Source organism: Rhizobium sp. WYCCWR 11128 (assembly GCF_013416305.1).
GTDB classification, from domain to species: Bacteria; Pseudomonadota; Alphaproteobacteria; order Rhizobiales; family Rhizobiaceae; genus Rhizobium; species Rhizobium indicum.
Genome location: NZ_JACCEZ010000007.1, coordinates 102174 through 118372, shown reverse-complemented (window position 1 = coordinate 118372; position 16199 = coordinate 102174). Strand labels below are relative to the sequence as shown.

General features: G+C 60.1%; 18 protein-coding genes. 6 read left to right on the top strand and 12 right to left on the bottom strand.

Annotated features, from left to right (window positions below):
- Positions 1-13 precede the first annotated feature (13 nt).
- From HX898_RS21450 to HX898_RS21435, 4 genes are read right to left on the bottom strand one after another with little or no spacing between them, the layout of a single operon-like run.
- Positions 14-2146: a hypothetical protein gene (locus HX898_RS21450; protein WP_180195672.1), complete on the bottom strand. Its 2133-nt coding sequence runs from the start codon at positions 2144-2146 to the stop codon at positions 14-16.
- Entirely contained in the window at positions 2146-3717 is a 1572-nt protein-coding gene (locus HX898_RS21445; RefSeq protein ID WP_171599265.1) for a terminase, read from the bottom strand. The genes HX898_RS21450 and HX898_RS21445 overlap by 1 nt, the downstream gene beginning before the upstream one ends.
- The gene (locus tag HX898_RS21440; RefSeq protein WP_171599264.1) at positions 3683-4156 is read right to left on the bottom strand and encodes a terminase small subunit protein; all 474 of its coding nucleotides are present in this window, start codon (positions 4154-4156) and stop codon (positions 3683-3685) included. The genes HX898_RS21445 and HX898_RS21440 overlap by 35 nt, the downstream gene beginning before the upstream one ends.
- 22 nt (positions 4157-4178) lie before the next feature.
- Positions 4179-4415 carry a hypothetical protein gene (locus tag HX898_RS21435; protein WP_171599263.1) on the bottom strand — a complete coding sequence of 79 codons (237 nt, stop codon included), beginning with the start codon at positions 4413-4415 and terminating at the stop codon, positions 4179-4181.
- 988 nt (positions 4416-5403) lie between these two features.
- Between HX898_RS21435 and HX898_RS21430 the strand changes: the two genes are divergently transcribed.
- Both HX898_RS21430 and HX898_RS21425 read left to right on the top strand, forming a co-directional pair.
- The gene (locus tag HX898_RS21430; RefSeq protein WP_171599262.1) at positions 5404-6438 is read left to right on the top strand and encodes a nitronate monooxygenase; all 1035 of its coding nucleotides are present in this window, start codon (positions 5404-5406) and stop codon (positions 6436-6438) included.
- 197 nt (positions 6439-6635) lie between these two features.
- On the top strand, positions 6636-7517 hold the full coding sequence (locus HX898_RS21425; RefSeq protein ID WP_180195671.1) for a dienelactone hydrolase family protein: 882 nt from the start codon (positions 6636-6638) through the stop codon (positions 7515-7517).
- A 317-nt stretch (positions 7518-7834) separates the two neighbouring features.
- On the opposite strand, the gene HX898_RS21420 is transcribed toward HX898_RS21425, so the two are convergent.
- Positions 7835-8290, bottom strand: coding sequence for a hypothetical protein (locus HX898_RS21420; protein ID WP_171599499.1), 456 nt, complete (start codon positions 8288-8290; stop codon positions 7835-7837).
- A gap of 406 nt (positions 8291-8696) precedes the next feature.
- Between HX898_RS21420 and HX898_RS21415 the strand changes: the two genes are divergently transcribed.
- Complete coding sequence (locus tag HX898_RS21415; protein WP_138328668.1) at positions 8697-10031, top strand: TadE/TadG family type IV pilus assembly protein; 1335 nt, start codon at positions 8697-8699, stop codon at positions 10029-10031.
- Positions 10032-10114: 83 nt separating this feature from the next.
- On the opposite strand, the gene HX898_RS21410 is transcribed toward HX898_RS21415, so the two are convergent.
- From HX898_RS21410 to HX898_RS21400, 3 genes are read right to left on the bottom strand one after another with little or no spacing between them, the layout of a single operon-like run.
- Positions 10115-10588: a nucleoside deaminase gene (locus tag HX898_RS21410; RefSeq protein ID WP_171599260.1), complete on the bottom strand. Its 474-nt coding sequence runs from the start codon at positions 10586-10588 to the stop codon at positions 10115-10117.
- A 14-nt stretch (positions 10589-10602) separates the two neighbouring features.
- On the bottom strand, positions 10603-11022 hold the full coding sequence (locus HX898_RS21405) for a nuclear transport factor 2 family protein (RefSeq protein WP_138387850.1): 420 nt from the start codon (positions 11020-11022) through the stop codon (positions 10603-10605).
- A complete protein-coding gene (locus tag HX898_RS21400) occupies positions 11019-11468 on the bottom strand; it encodes a VOC family protein (protein ID WP_138387851.1) in 450 nt (149 codons plus the stop codon). Before HX898_RS21400 ends, HX898_RS21405 begins: the two co-directional genes overlap by 4 nt.
- Positions 11469-11519: 51 nt before the next feature.
- On the opposite strand from HX898_RS21400, the gene HX898_RS21395 reads away from it, so the two are divergent.
- Positions 11520-12122 carry a TetR/AcrR family transcriptional regulator gene (locus tag HX898_RS21395; RefSeq protein ID WP_180195670.1) on the top strand — a complete coding sequence of 201 codons (603 nt, stop codon included), beginning with the start codon at positions 11520-11522 and terminating at the stop codon, positions 12120-12122.
- Positions 12123-12144: 22 nt separating this feature from the next.
- Here HX898_RS21395 and HX898_RS21390 read toward each other — a convergent pair whose 3' ends face one another.
- Positions 12145-13083, bottom strand: a complete 939-nt coding sequence (locus HX898_RS21390; RefSeq protein ID WP_180195669.1) for an AraC family transcriptional regulator — start codon at positions 13081-13083, stop codon at positions 12145-12147.
- A gap of 79 nt (positions 13084-13162) precedes the next feature.
- Here HX898_RS21390 and HX898_RS21385 point away from each other — a divergent pair, with 79 nt between their 5' ends.
- Complete coding sequence (locus tag HX898_RS21385; RefSeq protein ID WP_180195668.1) at positions 13163-13990, top strand: oxidoreductase; 828 nt, start codon at positions 13163-13165, stop codon at positions 13988-13990.
- 25 nt (positions 13991-14015) lie between these two features.
- Here HX898_RS21385 and HX898_RS21380 read toward each other — a convergent pair whose 3' ends face one another.
- The 3 genes from HX898_RS21380 to HX898_RS21370 form a co-directional block, all read right to left on the bottom strand.
- The gene (locus HX898_RS21380; protein ID WP_171599256.1) at positions 14016-14255 is read right to left on the bottom strand and encodes a hypothetical protein; all 240 of its coding nucleotides are present in this window, start codon (positions 14253-14255) and stop codon (positions 14016-14018) included.
- Positions 14252-14572 carry a hypothetical protein gene (locus tag HX898_RS21375; protein ID WP_138387855.1) on the bottom strand — a complete coding sequence of 107 codons (321 nt, stop codon included), beginning with the start codon at positions 14570-14572 and terminating at the stop codon, positions 14252-14254. The genes HX898_RS21380 and HX898_RS21375 overlap by 4 nt, the downstream gene beginning before the upstream one ends.
- Positions 14573-14646: 74 nt before the next feature.
- A complete protein-coding gene (locus tag HX898_RS21370) occupies positions 14647-15366 on the bottom strand; it encodes an SOS response-associated peptidase (protein WP_138328676.1) in 720 nt (239 codons plus the stop codon).
- A gap of 197 nt (positions 15367-15563) precedes the next feature.
- On the opposite strand from HX898_RS21370, the gene HX898_RS21365 reads away from it, so the two are divergent.
- Entirely contained in the window at positions 15564-16154 is a 591-nt protein-coding gene (locus tag HX898_RS21365) for a TetR/AcrR family transcriptional regulator (protein WP_180195667.1), read from the top strand.
- The last annotated feature ends 45 nt before the right edge of the window (positions 16155-16199 follow it).

Below are 16199 nucleotides of genomic sequence, written 5' to 3'. Positions count from 1 at the left end.
GCTTTCGCTCCGTTCACTGATAGGCGGGCTGCTGCGCCTGGAACTGCTGCAAGGCCTGCGCCGCCGCCTCGCCGCGCGCCTGCTCGACCACGGCGCGATGCTCGATCTCGGCTTGCGCCACACCAAGCTCGGCTTTGCGCTGTTCCGCACCCGCTTTCACTTCAGCCGTTTTCAGCTTGATCATCTGCTCGGCCGGTGGCTCCGGCGGCGGTTTTGGCGCGGTGGCGGCCTCGGAGAGCTGGGCGCCGACCTGCTCCAGCGTGCTTTCCAGCTGGCGGCCGGCCCTGAAGCCGCGGGCGGCAAAGAGCAGCGTCTCGACCATCACGGGCACCAGCATCGGGTTCTGCTGCGCCATGGCGCCGGCCTGCTGCAGGAAGCCGCCGATCATCTGCACGAATTCCATGCGGCGCTGCTTTTCGGCGTCTTCGTCGGGCTCGATCGTCGAATCCGTTTCGATGTCGATCTGGAAGCCGCGAATGCTGTCATTGCGGAGCAACTGCACGACCTCGTCGATCGTCGGCTGCTGCATCATCTGCTCAAGTTGCGGCGGCATCTGCGGCGGCGGCGGTGCGGGCTGGCCCGTCTGCTCTGCACGCATTGCCCCCTGCTGTGCCGCCATCTGCATCTGCTGCATCTGCATTTGGACCTGCTGCTTTTCGGCCATGGTGGGAAGCTTGATGCCGCTGACCAGCATCAGCGTTTCCGGCTGAAACTGGTCGCAGATGATTTCACCGGCGAGCCGGATGATATCGCGGGCGAAACGGGCAAGCTCGGATTGGCGGTCGCGGATGCGGATTGAGCCCCATTGGCTCTTGATGCGCTGCGCCGTCGCCGTCTCCGACGCCTGGGTATCGCCGCGGACGATGTCGGAGATGCCGGTGATCTGGTAGACGTCCTCGATCAGTTGCTTGCGGGCCTGGATGCAGGCAATGATGACCTTCTGCACCTCGTCGATCGGCAGCGTTACGATGGCTTTCGAGCCGCCCTTGTCGGTGAAAGCAGCCCATTCCGGGATCGGCACCATGACCGTGTCGTTTTCCGGCCGCATCGCCTTCTCGATCGCCGGCGAGATCGCGCCGTCGCCGGAGGGATAAAACACTTTCAGGCGCAGCTGATCGGTCAGCCTGTTGACGCGCTTCGTTAACAGATCGATCTCGTCGCATTGCTGCTGATAATAGACATAGTCGGGAACCGGGATGAGCGAGCTCGTCGACATCGTGCCATAGGCCGGGCGCGGGCAAGGCCAGAAATGCGTCAGATCGAGCGGCGGTTCCGACACTTCGAGCGCCACCGGCGCGCCGTCGGCGATCCACAGCGTATAGTTTTCGCTCTTGCACCAGATCTCCCAGACATGGGTCTTGCCCTCGTTCTCGGCGCGCTCCGTCTGATTGGTGCCCTTGTTGCTGCCGGCACCTTGCGCCTGGAGCGATGTCATGGCGTCAGGGCCGAACCGTTTCTCCAACTCCTCGTCGGTCATCGGCACGCGGCGTGCGACCCATGTCACATCCTTCCAGCGGCGGGCCGGCGAATGCAGGAAATCCGACCAGTGGACATAATCGATGCATACACGCTCGTCGCTGATCGCCTCGGGGGGCGCTCCGCCATCCTCGCTCATGCCGCCGGGCAAACCCGCGGGCAAGCCAGTGGGGAGACCCTCGGGTAAGCCACCATTCGCCGGCGCGTCGGAAGGTTGGACGCCCATGTCTATCGGCTCGAAATCGGCTTCGTAGCGCAGCCACACCGTGCCGCGGGCGCAGAGCAGGAAATCATCGCGCACCGCCCGCATGATGGAATCGATATCGGCTTCGTCGCCCATATAGGCGAGGTTGCGTTCGACGAGCTCGGAGGCCATGCGCGCCACCGGCTGGGCGTCCTTGAAGCGGCGCTCGACGACGGGCTGCGGCACCCGGGCATAGACGGCCGGCTGCAGCACCGAAGTGTTGGCCCAAAGCATCGGAAACCGGCGCTTGGCCGCATTCGTCTGGTCGGACTGCTGGTCGAGATAGATCTTCTCGATCTTGACGCAGCGGTCATGCCAGGATTTGAAATAGCGCTGGGCGCGCTCGAGCTCCTGCTGCCAACGGGCGCCGACCTTTGCCAGGTCCCATTGCTGCCCGCCCTCCAAAGCCGTTGTTTCGTCTTCCATCAAACACGCTCGCTATATGCAGGGGTGGAGTCGGCAAATTCGTTGAAGGTCATCGTCTGGAAGGTCGGAAGGCTCTTCACTTGCGACTTCAGCGGTTCCGGCGCCAATCCGGTGAAGATGATCGCCAGACCGCCGAAAGCGTCGGCACCGTGCGAGGCCCAGTTGTGCAGGGGCTCGTCGCGGAAGACGCTCAAATCCTCGTCCCAATCCTTGCGGTAATTCCTCAGGCATTTGATGCCCTGGATGCAGCCGGCCTGATCGAACTCGATCTTTGCCAGAATGCGCCTGGTGCCGTTGATGCGGTCATGGACATAAGCGCGCTCGATCTTGCGGACGGTGCCGAGATCGCGGGCCTTGACCTCTCTCAGCATGACTTCGATGCGGGTCATGCCGCCGCGTGTCCATTCCCTGACCTTGATGTCGTGCGGCATGTTGTGCACGCCGTAGACATAGCCATGTTCTTCGGCGCGCCGCTCCAGCTCGTCGAGCATGCCGTCCATGCCGGTGCCGGTATGCTCGAAATAACCGATCATCCGCACACGGCCGGGCAGCACCTGAAACAGCCAGACGCTGTTGGTATCATCCATGCCGATGTCGGAAATGGTATGGACGGGATAACCTTCGACATGCGGGAAAACCCCAATGCGCTCTTCGGCATCGGCCACCGCCATCTGATCGGCGTAATAGGCGCCCTCGACGCTCGCTTCGAACGCTTCGGCCGGTGTCGAGGGATATTCGCGCTTCATGTCGCCGAGCTGGGTTTCGGCCTTCTTGACGTACCAGGCCTTCTGCCGGTCCGTCAGCGCGATGCCCTGGTCGGCCAGATTGCGGAAATACTTTGCGAAAGCATCGGTGATGATGACGCCTTGAGGCGCGATCGCATATTGCGGCTCCTTCCACCAGGGGAAGAAATGGAACTTGAAATCCAGTTCGGTCAGTTTCGCCGCCTGGCGCTGCTTGACCTGGCCATCTTCGCAGAGCGTGTAGAAATGCCCTTCCTGGCCTTCCGCCGTGCTTTCGACGAAGACCAGCTGGCCGGCCTGCACGGTATTCAAAGCTCCGGTGCGGACTTCCCTCGCCTTGTCGGGATATTTCGCGCAAAGCTTCCCATATTCGGAGATATGCAGATATTGCAGCGTTCCCGAGCGCAGCGAGGTGCCGACACGAATGCTCGAATTGTTGCCAAGCAGCAGTTCGGTCTGGTTGGCTCTGACGACAGGCACGGCGTTGCGGATACCATCCGGCAGATTGTCATAGGGGTACTTGATCTTATCCCGGAAGATCGTCTGCACGTCGCCCAGCGTATGGGCGATGGTGCCGGCGCGGATATCCCGGTTGAAGACGCAGGCATCGAGCATGAAGATCTGAATGAAGGTCGTGAGACCCAGCTGGCGGGCTTTCAGCAGCACATTGAGGTAATGCATCTGCTCGAAAAAGGTCATCTGCGTCCAGTTCATCTCGAACCTGACGCGTTTGCCCGATTTGTCGGTGATCCAATAAAGGTTGTTCAGACGCCAGCGCCAGTCGGAAAACTGGTCAATTGCCGTTTGGAAGTCCGCGCGTCTTGCCATTGATATCTTCCAGCAACTGCGAAACCTCGCCATTGACGACGCCATGGTCGGGCTCGACCTTGGAACCGTATTTCTTCGGCCTCAGCTTCTCGGCGACCCATTGCCTGGTGGCGATGCGGAGCTGCGACCGCCTTATGGCTTCGCCATTCTCCTGCCAGCCCGTGGTCTCGCCGGCGGCGTTCTTCTTTTCGATCCAGTCGTCTGCGCGGTCATCGGCAATCTCGACCATCTCGTCGACAAAACCATCCGCCTGAATCTCGCGCGCCAGGGCGTATTTGGCCCGAAAACCGGCCTTGTCGCCATCGGCGAGCCAGGACAGCACACTCGACATCGCCGGCATCTCTTCATCCCGGCAGATCGACCGCAAGCTTTCCCTGTTGGCGATGCGCTCGCAAATCCTGTCGGCAATCGCCTGGGTGAACTTCGTCGGTCTGCCCATATGGCCCGCCTTCTGGAGGGTTCTAGAACAGTGCGACGATATTGGAGGCCGTAGTCCCGGTCAGCGCCACAATGGCAGCGTGAACCGGCAGGATCATCCCGGCCGGCACGTTTCTGAAGATGACAGGATCCATGTCCCGGCGCGGCGCAATGGCAACATCGCCCGCCGTGCCGATATAAAGCGCGCGCGCACCGACGATGGCAGTATCGTTCGGAGTCACCACTGCCGCCCGCGAGGCCGGAGCAATCGAAGGGTCCATTACAGTTCTCCTTGTGAGAGGCGAGCGCTACCCGGCCCGATCCCAATGTGATCGAAGATGAGAGGTCAGGCGGAAGAAGATGGGGGATCAATGATGATCTGGGGAAGCTGGCCGGACGGTGGCAGACACACCGATCGGAGGGCGGCGCCGACTTGGTCGACATCACCGTCTGGATTCAAATTTCGCAGCTTGGATTTACGGTAGTCTTAACTGATTTGCCGGGGGGTGATCAAGGATTGATTGTAGGTCGCGGGTTGGTCTGGAATCTAGCCTGCCCGACCAAGCGGGCGTCAGAATGCCATCGGCCCTCTGGCGAGTTTGGCAAAACACACGCCCCATCCTCCGTCATCCCAGGCCTTGAGCCTGGGATCCATGCCCGTTGCTGATGGAGGCCGGCGTGGATCCTCGGGTCAAGCCCGAGGAGGACGGAGCAAGGGGTGAGCTTTGTGGCAAACCCGCGATCGTCGCTCAGTGACGCTGGCCGGCTCTCAAGCCTTGGCGAATGGCGCGTACTATCGGAGGGTGCCGCCGACTTGGTCGACATTCCCTCTTGATTCAAATTTCGCAGCCTGGATTTACGGTAGCCATAACGGATGTGCCAGGGGGTGATCAAGGGCCGGTCGGGGTCGTGCGCAGTTCGTGCGCCGGTGGGGAGTTTGGCGGACGCTTCCCCAACCTCCGTCATCCCAGGCCTTGAGCCTGGGATCCATGCCCGCTGCCAATGGAGACCAGCGTGGATCCTCGGGTCAAGCCCTCGTTGGAATCGAACTCGGCAAATTGTGAAGAACGCTTGAGCTGGTTCACTCGCAAGCAGCATGTTAAGTTAGAGCCATTGCATATAGACAGGCCTTCAGCCGCATTCTCCAACGAGCTTATCTAGCGTTCGAAAGGCGTTGCATTCTCCTGTCTTCGCAGATCCTGCGGACAGCCGGGATGACCGCTCTCAGACGCCCAATCAACAAGCGCGTTCAGAAAAGGAAGCACCCTCATGGATGCCGACGGACCAATTACCACTCCGTTTACTCGCTTGCTCGGTATTCGCCACCCAATCGTATCGGCCCCGATGGGGCGTGCCTCTCAACCGGAACTTGCCGCAGCAGTGACCAACGCCGGCGGCCTCGGCGGGCTTGGTTTCAGTTGGGACAGCCCGGAGCGCATCGAAGAGCTCGTTGGTGCCGTGCGGCAGCTTACCAATGACGGTCCCTTCCTCGCCAACTTCGCCCTTGAATGGGATCAGCACCAGCGGATGGATGCCGCGCTTTCGGCCGGCGCTCGGATCATCTCTTTCTTCTGGGGTGACATCGCGCCCTACGTGGATCGAGCAAAAGCCGCAGGTGCGCTGGTCGTCCACACCGTCGGAACTCAGGAAGAGGCGCGTCGATCGATTGATCTCGGTGTGGATATTCTGGTTGCGCAGGGCAATGAGGCCGGCGGGCACGTTTGGAGTCGGCTATCGACGATGGTGCTCGTACCGCTTGTGGCCGATGTCGCCGGCAAGGTGCCTGTTCTCGCCGCTGGTGGAATTGCCGATGGTCGAGGTCTTACAGCGGCCCTCATGCTGGGCGCATCAGGCGTGTGGATCGGCACACGGTTTCTTGCCTCGACTGAAGCGGCCTGCCACGCCGATTACAAGCGCCGCCTCATCGAAGCTGCCGCGAGTGAGACGATCGAGACCACTCTTTTTGACGGGGGCTGGCCGGACGCACCGAGTCGCGTGCTGCGGAACCGCGCAGTCGAAGTATGGGAAGCGGCGGGGCGCCCCAAGTCGGGTTCGAGACCTGGGGAGGGCGACGAGATCGGACGCACACCCGACGGCAAACCCGTACGGCGCTACTCGTTCCCCAGCCTGCTCAGCGGCGGTCAGGGGGATATCGACGACTTCGCCATTTACGCTGGCGAGTCCGTCGGACTGGTGCGTGAGATTCTACCGGCGTCTGCCATTGTCAGAGCCTTGGTCGAGGATGCGGCAGAGATCATGGCGCAGCGATCCGGGCATCGCAGTGGCCACTCGACAAAGAGCTGAAAGGCTGGAGTTCCTGTCGGAGGTGGCGGCTACGAACAAATCTCGCAGCCTGAATTTACGGTAGTCATAATGGATGTGCCAGGGGGTGATCAAGGGCTTTTGATCGCAGGTCATGCGCCGGTTTAAAGTCGACTCAACCCGGCCCAATCGGCGGCAGAACGCCTCGCCGCTTTGCGAGCCTTCAGGTCCGGCGTACAATGCGCAGGCTGTTGGTCAAACGGTGGAGAAGTTCAGTGAAAAACACGAGACTTTTTCTTTGCCTCGTCGCTTTTCTCAGCGTCACCTTCGCTGGAAACCCGGCTGATGCCGACGAACTGGTTCACTTCGAAAGCGCGCCCGTAAAGCTAAGCCCATTTCGAACAAGCAAGGCTAGAGAACAGGGAGAAATTCTTTCTCAACCGCAAGGTACACCACTGCTCGGATATCTATCCCGCCCCCGGGGTGATGGTCCCTTCCCGGCGGTTGTCGTCCTGCATGGATGCGAGGGTATGCGTCTGAGCGTCAAAGACCTTTGGCCAAAACGACTGGTCTCATGGGGCTACGTCGTGCTCGTCGTCGATAGCTTCACCACCCGCAACGTCAAGGACACCTGTCAAAGCCATCTCCCCGATCGCGTCTTCGACGCCTATGGCGCTTTGAATTTTTTATCGAAACAAAGCTTTGTCGATATCAGGCGCGTTGCCTTGATGGGCTTTTCAACCGGCGGCACGGCGACGCTGGAGGGAACAAAAATCGAAGGCAACGAACAGCTGATGGACCACAAATTCCAGGCAGCGGTTGCCTACTATCCCCGCTGCGCGGCAACTCAGGGCGATGCGACGGTGCCGATCCTGATTTTGACTGGCGAACGAGACAATTGGAGCCCGGCCGACCGATGCCGGAAGAGGCTTGCCAATCTGAGTGACGATAGCCCGCCCATCGAGCTCAATATCTACAAGGGTACTTACCACGATTTCGATGCGCCGGAGTTTAAGGTGGGAAGGAAGGTGTTGGGTCACATCGAAAAATACAATCCGGACGCCGCCGAAAAGTCCATCCGCAGCGTTCGCATATTTCTTCGAAACTACCTCTCGAACTAAAGTCCGAGCTCGGAGCGCGCCGCTGGCAATTTGACAAAACCGCGCCCCGCCCTCCGTCATCCCAGGCCTCGAGCCTGGGATCCATGCTCGCCGCTGATGGAGACCCGCGTGGTCCTCGGGTCAAGCCCGAGGAAGACGGAGCAAGGGGTGAGCTCTTCGGCAAATACAGCAACGTGCGGCGAAATAAGAGCGTAATTGCGCACTTCCTGATCGCGACGCGCCATCCGCTGCGCCGGAAGGGAATTCGCCGGCAACGCCCCATTTTCCGTCATTCCAGGCCTTGAGCCTGGAATCCATGCCCGCCGCCCGCAGAGGCACTACCGCGAGAGCATCGCCTTCAGTCGCTGTTGCAAGACAAGAGGTTCGCTGGACATTCGAACCAGACCGAGCGCATGGCGCATGGCCGGCGTGAAGGGCAGCCAATGTTGCAGACGATCCAGCAACTCTTCCGACATCATGTCTTCGAGCGGGCCGACGCCCAATTGACCGAGAGCTTTTTCGTGGCGAGGCAATTGGGCTTGCTCGATAATAGCGAGCACTCGCTTCAAGACGATCTCGCTCGGATCATGCAGCAAAAGTGTCGTCCAATACCATTCGTCGGGATCTGCGAGATAGGCCTCTATATAGGCATCAGCGGTAAGCGGTGACTTTCCAACCGCCATCATATCCGGCAGCCACGTCAGATCCGATTCGAGCGCGCTCCGGGTGAACGCGTCGACCGCTGGAGTATCGGCGGTGTGTTTTCCCGGGCGCGGTTTGCTACGGTTTTTCATGGTCACCTTTGCGCCTTCCCATTTCGACGACACTCCGCATCAGCATATAGGGATGTCCGCAACTCAACTCCGTTATCCCTGGCTACTCGACACACACCATCCGCTGCGCCGGCGGCAAGTTTGGCAGCAACTGGCTGCCCGCGGCTGATAGAGGTCGACGTGGATCCTCGGGTCAAGCCTCAGGAAGACGGAGGGTGGAGTCCGATAGCGTCGTCCGCCGAGCATGTCTCTGGCAGAGATCGCCGCCGGCTATCTCATCATTGCGACCGCGAATTCTTCAGCGATTTAGTTAGAACACAACCATACGTATTTGCCTTTGGTTTAAGTTCCGCTGTTAGTGATCGCGATTATGGCAATTTTCTTGTGGCGCAACCATTAATACGGATACCGGGAAGGCAGCCTTTGTATGTTGCATCGTTTCATCGTTGACCGATCCGGCAACTTCGGAATCATGACGGCGCTGCTCGTCGTCCCGCTGTTCGGTGCGGCGGGTACAGCCATTGATTTTGGCAGCGCCCTGTCGCTTCGCACCGAACTCTATGCCGCTGCGGACGCGGCGGCGGTCGGATCCATTACGCCGGCTTCGGAAGCAGCAAAGCAAGCAAACACGATGTCCGGCGATGGGGCGCTGACGCTCGGAAAATCCGAAGCCCAGAAGATTTTCTTTTCACAGACGTCAAAAAAACAGGACGTGCCCGTTAACGTCGACATCAGCGTTCAGAAAAAGGGCGGTGTTCTCAGCTCCACCGTATCCTTTAGCGCGACGATGCCCACGACCTTCATGCAGGTGATGGGATTTCATCAGATCACCGTTTCCGGGACGGCAACAGCCCAGTATGAGACGCCGTCCTACATGGATTTCTTCATGCTGTTGGATAACACGCCATCGATGGGCGTTGGGGCCACCGCTGCTGACATAACCGCCATGAAAAATGCGACAGCTAACGGCCACGATGGCGGCAAAGATAAAAACTGCGCATTCGCATGCCACATCGTTTCTGAAAAGGGCGTAGAGGATAAGAAAAGCTACTACAATGTCGCTCGCAAAAACGGCGTGACCATTCGTATCGACGTGGTCGCAGCGGCCGTCAAAGCCTTGATGGCAAAGGCAAAGGACACGCAGTCCATGGCAAGCCAATTCCGGGTCGCTGCCTATACGTTCGGCAAGACGGCCCAGGACGCCAAAGCCGCGAAGCTCTTTAAGGTCTCCGACCTCGACTATGATCTTGGCGCCGTAGCAGTCGCGACGGACATGATAAATCTTATGAGCATTCCTTTTCAGAACTACTACAACGACCAGCAGACGAGTTTTGACGAAGCGTTGAAAGGCATCGAAAGCGAAATCAAGGGCGCCATCGGTAAGGGCACCAGCAATGCCGATCGCCAGAAGATCGTATTTTTCGTCGCTGACGGTGTTGGGGATAGCTATAAGCCGACCGGCTGCACCAGCCCGAAAGGGGCAAACGGTGGACGATGCATCGAACCGATCGACACGAGCTATTGCAAGAAGCTCAAGGATCGCGGCATCAAAGTCGCCGTCCTTTATACGACCTATCTGCCCTTGCCCGACAACGGCTTTTATAATGACTGGGTAAAGCCTTTCGAGACCAAAATCGCCGCGAAAATGGAAGAATGCGCAACCCCCGGCTTCTATTTCGCGGTCAGTCCCACCGAAGGTATTGAAGAGGCCATGGAGGCCTTGTTCCTGAAGATCGTCAGCGCACCTCGGATAACCAGCTAGGCCCGGGACCTATTGATGTGAGCCGATGCGAGGATTGAAAGTGTTAGAGCGTCCTTTGTGCGTCCGAAAGGACGCGCGGCGCTCTAAGCCTTGCCCAGATGCTTCGGCCAGAATTCCTGATGAACTTTGGCGGCTTCTTCTTCGAGGTTCGTCGGGCCAACCACAGTGACGATGCGCGCGCCGGTTTGCAACACCGCCCGGCTCGGCACGTTCAACCCGATCCCGGCGATCTCGCCAAGCCGCGTTTCGGAGCAGGCAAACACCATGCGCCCGATGCCCGACCAGTAAATCGCCCCAGAGCACATCGCGCACGGCTCCGTGCTGGTGTAAAGCGTGCAGCCGGCGAGAAAAGCAGTGTCGTAGTGCTGCGCCGCCAGTTTGACCAGGTTCATCTCGGCGTGGTTGGTCATATCGTGGCCGGTGAAGACGCTGTTTTCGGCGCGCAGGATGACTTCGCCGTCCTTCACCAGCACCGAGCCAAACGGTTCGTCGCCGTTTTCGACCGCGGATTTCGAGAGTGCAATCGCCTCGCGTAAAAACGGCTCGTGGTTTTCCATCAGAGTCCCCTCAGCTAGAGCGGGATGATCTTGTCTTGAATCGGAGCGATTTCCAAGGGGCTGCAAACAGGGGTGAGGTGGGTCAGTACGCACCACCACCTGTTACCCTCCCGGTGATAGACGTCGGTGATCCATTCGTCGGCTGATATCGGTTCGCCACGGAACATCCCCGTGTTCTGCCCGCGACCGGTAACCGTGGCGACATTGCCGAGCAGATGGACGTGATGCGTCGTCTTGGTCATCGTGTCGTGGCTCAGGACACCGGATCCGATCGCCGAAAGAATAGCCTGCGCAGGGATTGGGCCACGCTCAGGCGTCACCAGCACCCAATCGTCCGTGATACAGGCGGCGATCTGGGCGGGATCGTTGGAAACCATCGCCGCGTTGAAGGCGCGCTCAGCCGCCTCGAGCGCTTCAAGGGCTGCGGCACTCACGCCGACATATCCTCGTTCCAGCGGCGTTGCATCTCCTCAGCCGTGACCTGCTCGATGGTTTGCGACAACATCCAGCGATGACCGAAGGGATCAAGCACCTGCGCCACCCGCTCGCCAAAACTCTGGTCGGTCGCCGGGCGCAACATCGTCGCCCCAGCCGACAGCGCCTGCGCCAGTGCTTCATCGGTCGACACCGTGTCCATGTGGAAAGTTACCGGTGAGCCTCCGATGGTATCGGGAGACAAGGCGCCGAAGTCCGGATATTCGTCTGCCAGCATCATCAGCGTCTCTCCGAAACGCAGCTCGGCATGGCCGATCCGCCCGTCCGAAGGATCGGTCATGCGGAAGACTTCCGTGGCGCCGAAAGCCTCCTTGTAGAAATCGATGGCCCGTGCCGCATCCTTGACGATGAAGTAGGCGCTCACTTTTCGGGCAAAACTCGGCATGGATGATCCTCCTTGACTGGGTCCTTTATTAACGTTACGTATCGTAAAGATATGAGTCAAGAGAATAACGCAACACCGAAGAAACGAGGGCGGCCGCCAAGCGCTGCCGCGCAGAGGCGTGCCTTGGAGGCCGCCCATGAGATCCTGATGGCCGAAGGTTTTGGCCGCATGACGATCGAAGCCGTGGCGGCGCGATCCGGTGTCGGCAAGCCGACGATCTACCGCTCCTGGGCCAACGCGCAGGAACTGGCGATGGCCGCTCTTCTGGTCAACCGGCTACCGGAAGCGGAGGTTGGAGGGGGCACAGCGCAGGCGGCTCTCGGCGCGCAGATGAGCGGACTGGTGACTGCTTTTGCGAGCACGCGCGGGCGGCAGATCACGATGGCACTTGCGGCCGCCGACCCGGAAAGCGAATTTACCAAGGCCTTCCGCAATCAGGTGATCCTGTCGAGCCGCAACGCGGGTCGTGTCATCCTGGAGGAGGCTCTGGCTCGAGGAGAGATCGTTGCGCCGCCTGATATGGAGGCGCTGCTCGACATGATCTACGGACCGGTCTTCTTCCGGCTGCTGGTCGGCCATCGCCCGGTCTCGCCGGAGTTCGGCGATGCGATCGTCAGGACTGCGTTGCGGGCCGTTGCACCGTCGGGCGCGTGACGCAGGCGGCCGACCAGGCGACCTAGCCGTGATCGTCACCCAGTTCGCCAAGGTGGCGCTGGACCCACTTGATCTCTTCCGACGCGGTGCGCCCGAAATGCCGTTTGAAATCGCGGCTGAACTGCGCAGGGCTTGCGTAGCCGACGGAAGCCGCGATCTCGGCGATCGTTCTCGTCTGGCGGGCGATCATCAATCTTGCTTCGTGAAGGCGCATCGCCTTGACGTATTGCATCGGACTGCTGCCGGTCAGACCCTTGAAATGGACATGGTAGGACGGAACGCTCATGCCGACGTCTCTTGCCAGATCGGTGACCGCGACCTCCAGGCCATAGTTTTCTCGCAACCAGGCCAGGCTCTGGATGATCTTTCCGGATCTGCCTTTCTGCTGGAGGGCGGCGATCATCGCGCCGCCTTGCGGACCGACCAGGACGCGGTAGTGCAGTTCGCGCAAAATGCCGGCGCCAAGCACATCCGTCTCAACGGTGCGGCGTAGCGCCGTCAGCAGGCGCAGCAGGACATCCTCGATATCAGCAGACATCCTGCTCGACACGAGAGTTCTCGCCTCGTCGCCTGGCAGTTCGGCATGCTTTTCCACTTGCAGTGCGATCTCGGCTGCCATCTGCATGTCGAACTCGACATAGACCGCAAGCAATGGCCGCTCGGGACTGGCCGTCGACGTCATCCGGAATGGGACGGGCAGCGACACCGCCAGATAATGCTCCTCATCATAGAGGAAGACTTCGCCTTCGAGGATGCCTTGCTTGCTGCCCTGCAAGACGAAAACCGCGCCCGGCTTATAGAGGACCGGGATGTCGTGGAGCACAGCTTCGGTGCGCAAGATGCGGACGGAAGCAAGCCCGGTCGGATTGTATCCGTGACGGGGGGCGAGACGTCCGGCCAACGCGACCATCTCCCCTCGCCTGGATAGGCCGCGATCGCCTTGCAGAGGATTTGGCAACATTTTGAGAGAATCCGCAATCGATGCGCCAGTTTCTCCATACTATTTGTCAAATCTCATCCTCAATCAAGGAATAATGCTGATGTCGGGAAAGACCTTCTTCATCACCGGATCGAATTCCGGCTTCGGGCTAGCCATCGCGTCTGCGGCGCTTCAGGCGGGCCACAAGGTGATCGGCACCGTCCGCTCGCAAGCCGCGCGCACAGCGCTTGCCAAAACCCTGCCTGGCCTGCGACCGGTCGTCTGCGACGTCACCGAGTTCGACCGGATCGATGATGTCGTCCGGCAGGTGGAGGACGAGCATGGGCCCGTCGACGTGCTGATCAACAATGCCGGTTACGGCCACGAGGGCGTGCTCGAGGAGTCGCCGATCGAAGAGATGCGGCGGCAGTTCGACGTCAACGTCTTCGGCGCCGTTGCCGTTGCCAAGGCATTTCTGCCTGGGTTTCGCGCCCGACGCCGCGGCTTCATTGTCAACGTCACCTCGATGGGCGGCATGATCACCATGCCCGGCATCGCCTATTACTGCGGCAGCAAATTTGCGCTGCAAGGCATATCGGAGGTGATGCGCGCGGAAATGGCTCCGTTCGGGGTCCATGTGACGACCCTTTGCCCCGGCTCCTTCCGGACAGACTGGGCCGGACGATCGATGGTCCGCACAGAGCGGTCGATCGCCGATTATGATGGCCTGTTCGACCCGATCCGCGAGGCGCGACAAGCCGTCAGCGGCAAGCAGCGCGGCGATCCCGCCAAACTGGCAGCGGCGGTTCTGGCGCTCATCGAATCCGATAATCCGCCGCCGCAGCTGCTGCTCGGCAGCGACGCCCTCAAGCATGTTTCGGAGAGGATCGGTCGCCTGCAGCAGGAGATCGAGGCTTGGAAATCCGTCACCGTCTCGACCGACGGCTGACGGCGGAACATCAATCAGCCAGCCCTCATTGGATGATTTTCCCACCCTCGGCCGCCTCCAGCTTCCGCCTGAGTGCCTGCTCCTGTTCGTATGATTTATGCGGGAAATGCTCAAAGCACCACCAGCGCGTTGGCACGGCCGGGGATGGGCTGTGGCCCCAGCCTCCCCATTCCTTGCAGCCTGTGCCGTCGGCATGCCGGTGCTCGCAATAATGTTCAACGATCATATTGGCGCCCGGCGCACTCGAATGGCCTTCGTTGCTCATCGGTGCGCCGTCCTTGGTTTCCCGCCTTTGATGCTCTCGTAGATCATTTCCAGCCGCCTCGAGGCGACATAGGCACTTTCCTCGTATCCGGCTGACGGCCAATCCAGTCGAGGGTTGCCATCTGTCGCCACGATCCAGAACCATCGATTATCGATCCCTTCGCCGGCCTGTGAGCGGAATATCCTTCCGATCTGGGTATCGCCGTCAAAAGCGACGTAGTCGTCACCGGGTTTCTCCTTCCAGGCGTGCCGCCATTTGTATTTGATTTCTCGGCCGCTGACATGTTCCCACGATTTCCATGTGATTTGTTCTGGCATGCGTCGTCCTGTCCTCTCGCGAGGTTCTCTTTGACCGCATGGTTGATGGATGGCTCCCGCCCGAGCCGGTGAATTCAGATCAGCGTCGGTTCCGGATCGGGGTCGATCGGATCGATAATGTCAGCCGTGTCATTCTTGGGCGAACCCACATTGCGGCCGATCGGCCACATGGTCATCAGCTCCGCCGGGAACGGCTTCATCAGGTCGTTCGGATCGGGTTCCGGCGATAGCCAGCGTTCATAATCCTCTCGATGCAGGATGACCGGCATCCGGTCATGGATCTGCGCCATCATCTCATTCGGCTCACAGGTGACGATTGCGAAGTTTCGGACGTCTATGCCTTCCGGGCTGCGCCAAATCTCCCAGATGCCGGCGAGCGCAAAGGGCGAGCCGTCAGCCATGGCGATCGCATAAGGCTGCTTGTTCTTGCCCGTGCCGAAGATATCCTTCCACTCGAAGAAGCCGTTGATCGGCACCAGGCAACGGCGCGATCTGTAGGCCGAGCGGAACAGGCCGTTGGTACTGATGCCCTCGCAGCGGGCATTGATCGGCGGCGGCCGCCCACCCGGCTTCATCCATGCCGGCATCAGACCCCAGCGCGCCGAGGCGAACACCGGCCCCATGATATCAGGCTCGCGGACCATGTCGCGAATGATGATCGGATAATCCAGCGTCGGCGCGCCGTTGTAGCGCGGAAATCGGTTCCCGAGCGCATCGATCGCGCCTCGCTCTGCGAAGGCGAAATTGCGCACCAGTTCCTCAAGCGAGGTCTTGATATAGACGCGGCCGCACATCCAGAACTCCATTCCGTATATTAGGTGTTCTGATTATGTTCTGGGTGTCCGAGGCGAGTCAAGGCCAGTCGCTACAACCGATGCCATCATCACTTTCGCCCGCATCAAGGTGAAGCCGGTGACCGCCTCGACGACCGCTGACGGTGGAAAATCTGCTTTCGGCTTGACAGCCTTCCTACTGGAAGGTAGATAGCCTTATGAGCAATCTTTTGACGACGTCAGACGAGATCCTGGCCTCCGCCCGCGCACTGATCATGACCGGAGGCTATAATGGCTTCAGTTATGCCGATATTGCTGCCGTCGTCGGCATCCGCAAGGCCAGCATCCATCACCACTTTCCGAGCAAAACCGACCTGGTGCGCATGCTTGTCGTGCGATATCGCGAAGATGCCGAGGCGGGTATCGCGGGCCTGGAGCAGCATGTGAAGGATCCCCTGGCACTCCTCAAAACCTATGCGGGCCATTGGGCCCAGTGCATCGAGGACGCCAGCCGGCCTTTTTGCGTCTGCGCCCTGCTGGCGAGCGAACTGCCGGCGCTGCCGCCGGAGGTCGCGGCCGAGGTCAAGGCTTTCTTCCGCTTTGCATCGACATGGCTGACCTCGGTGATGGAACGAGGCTTTAAGGACGGCAGTTTGAAACTGTCGAGCGAACCGCGCGTCGAGGCTGAAGCCTTCATGGCCTCCGTCCATGGCGCCATGCTTTCAGCCCGTGCCTACGGGACCCCGGAGGTCTTCGCCACCATTCTGGCCCCCACCTTGGAGCGGCTGTCTCCGACCATCGCTCGATAGTTCCGGGCGGAATAAAGCCCGGATCTATAACCACGTTCAACAAAA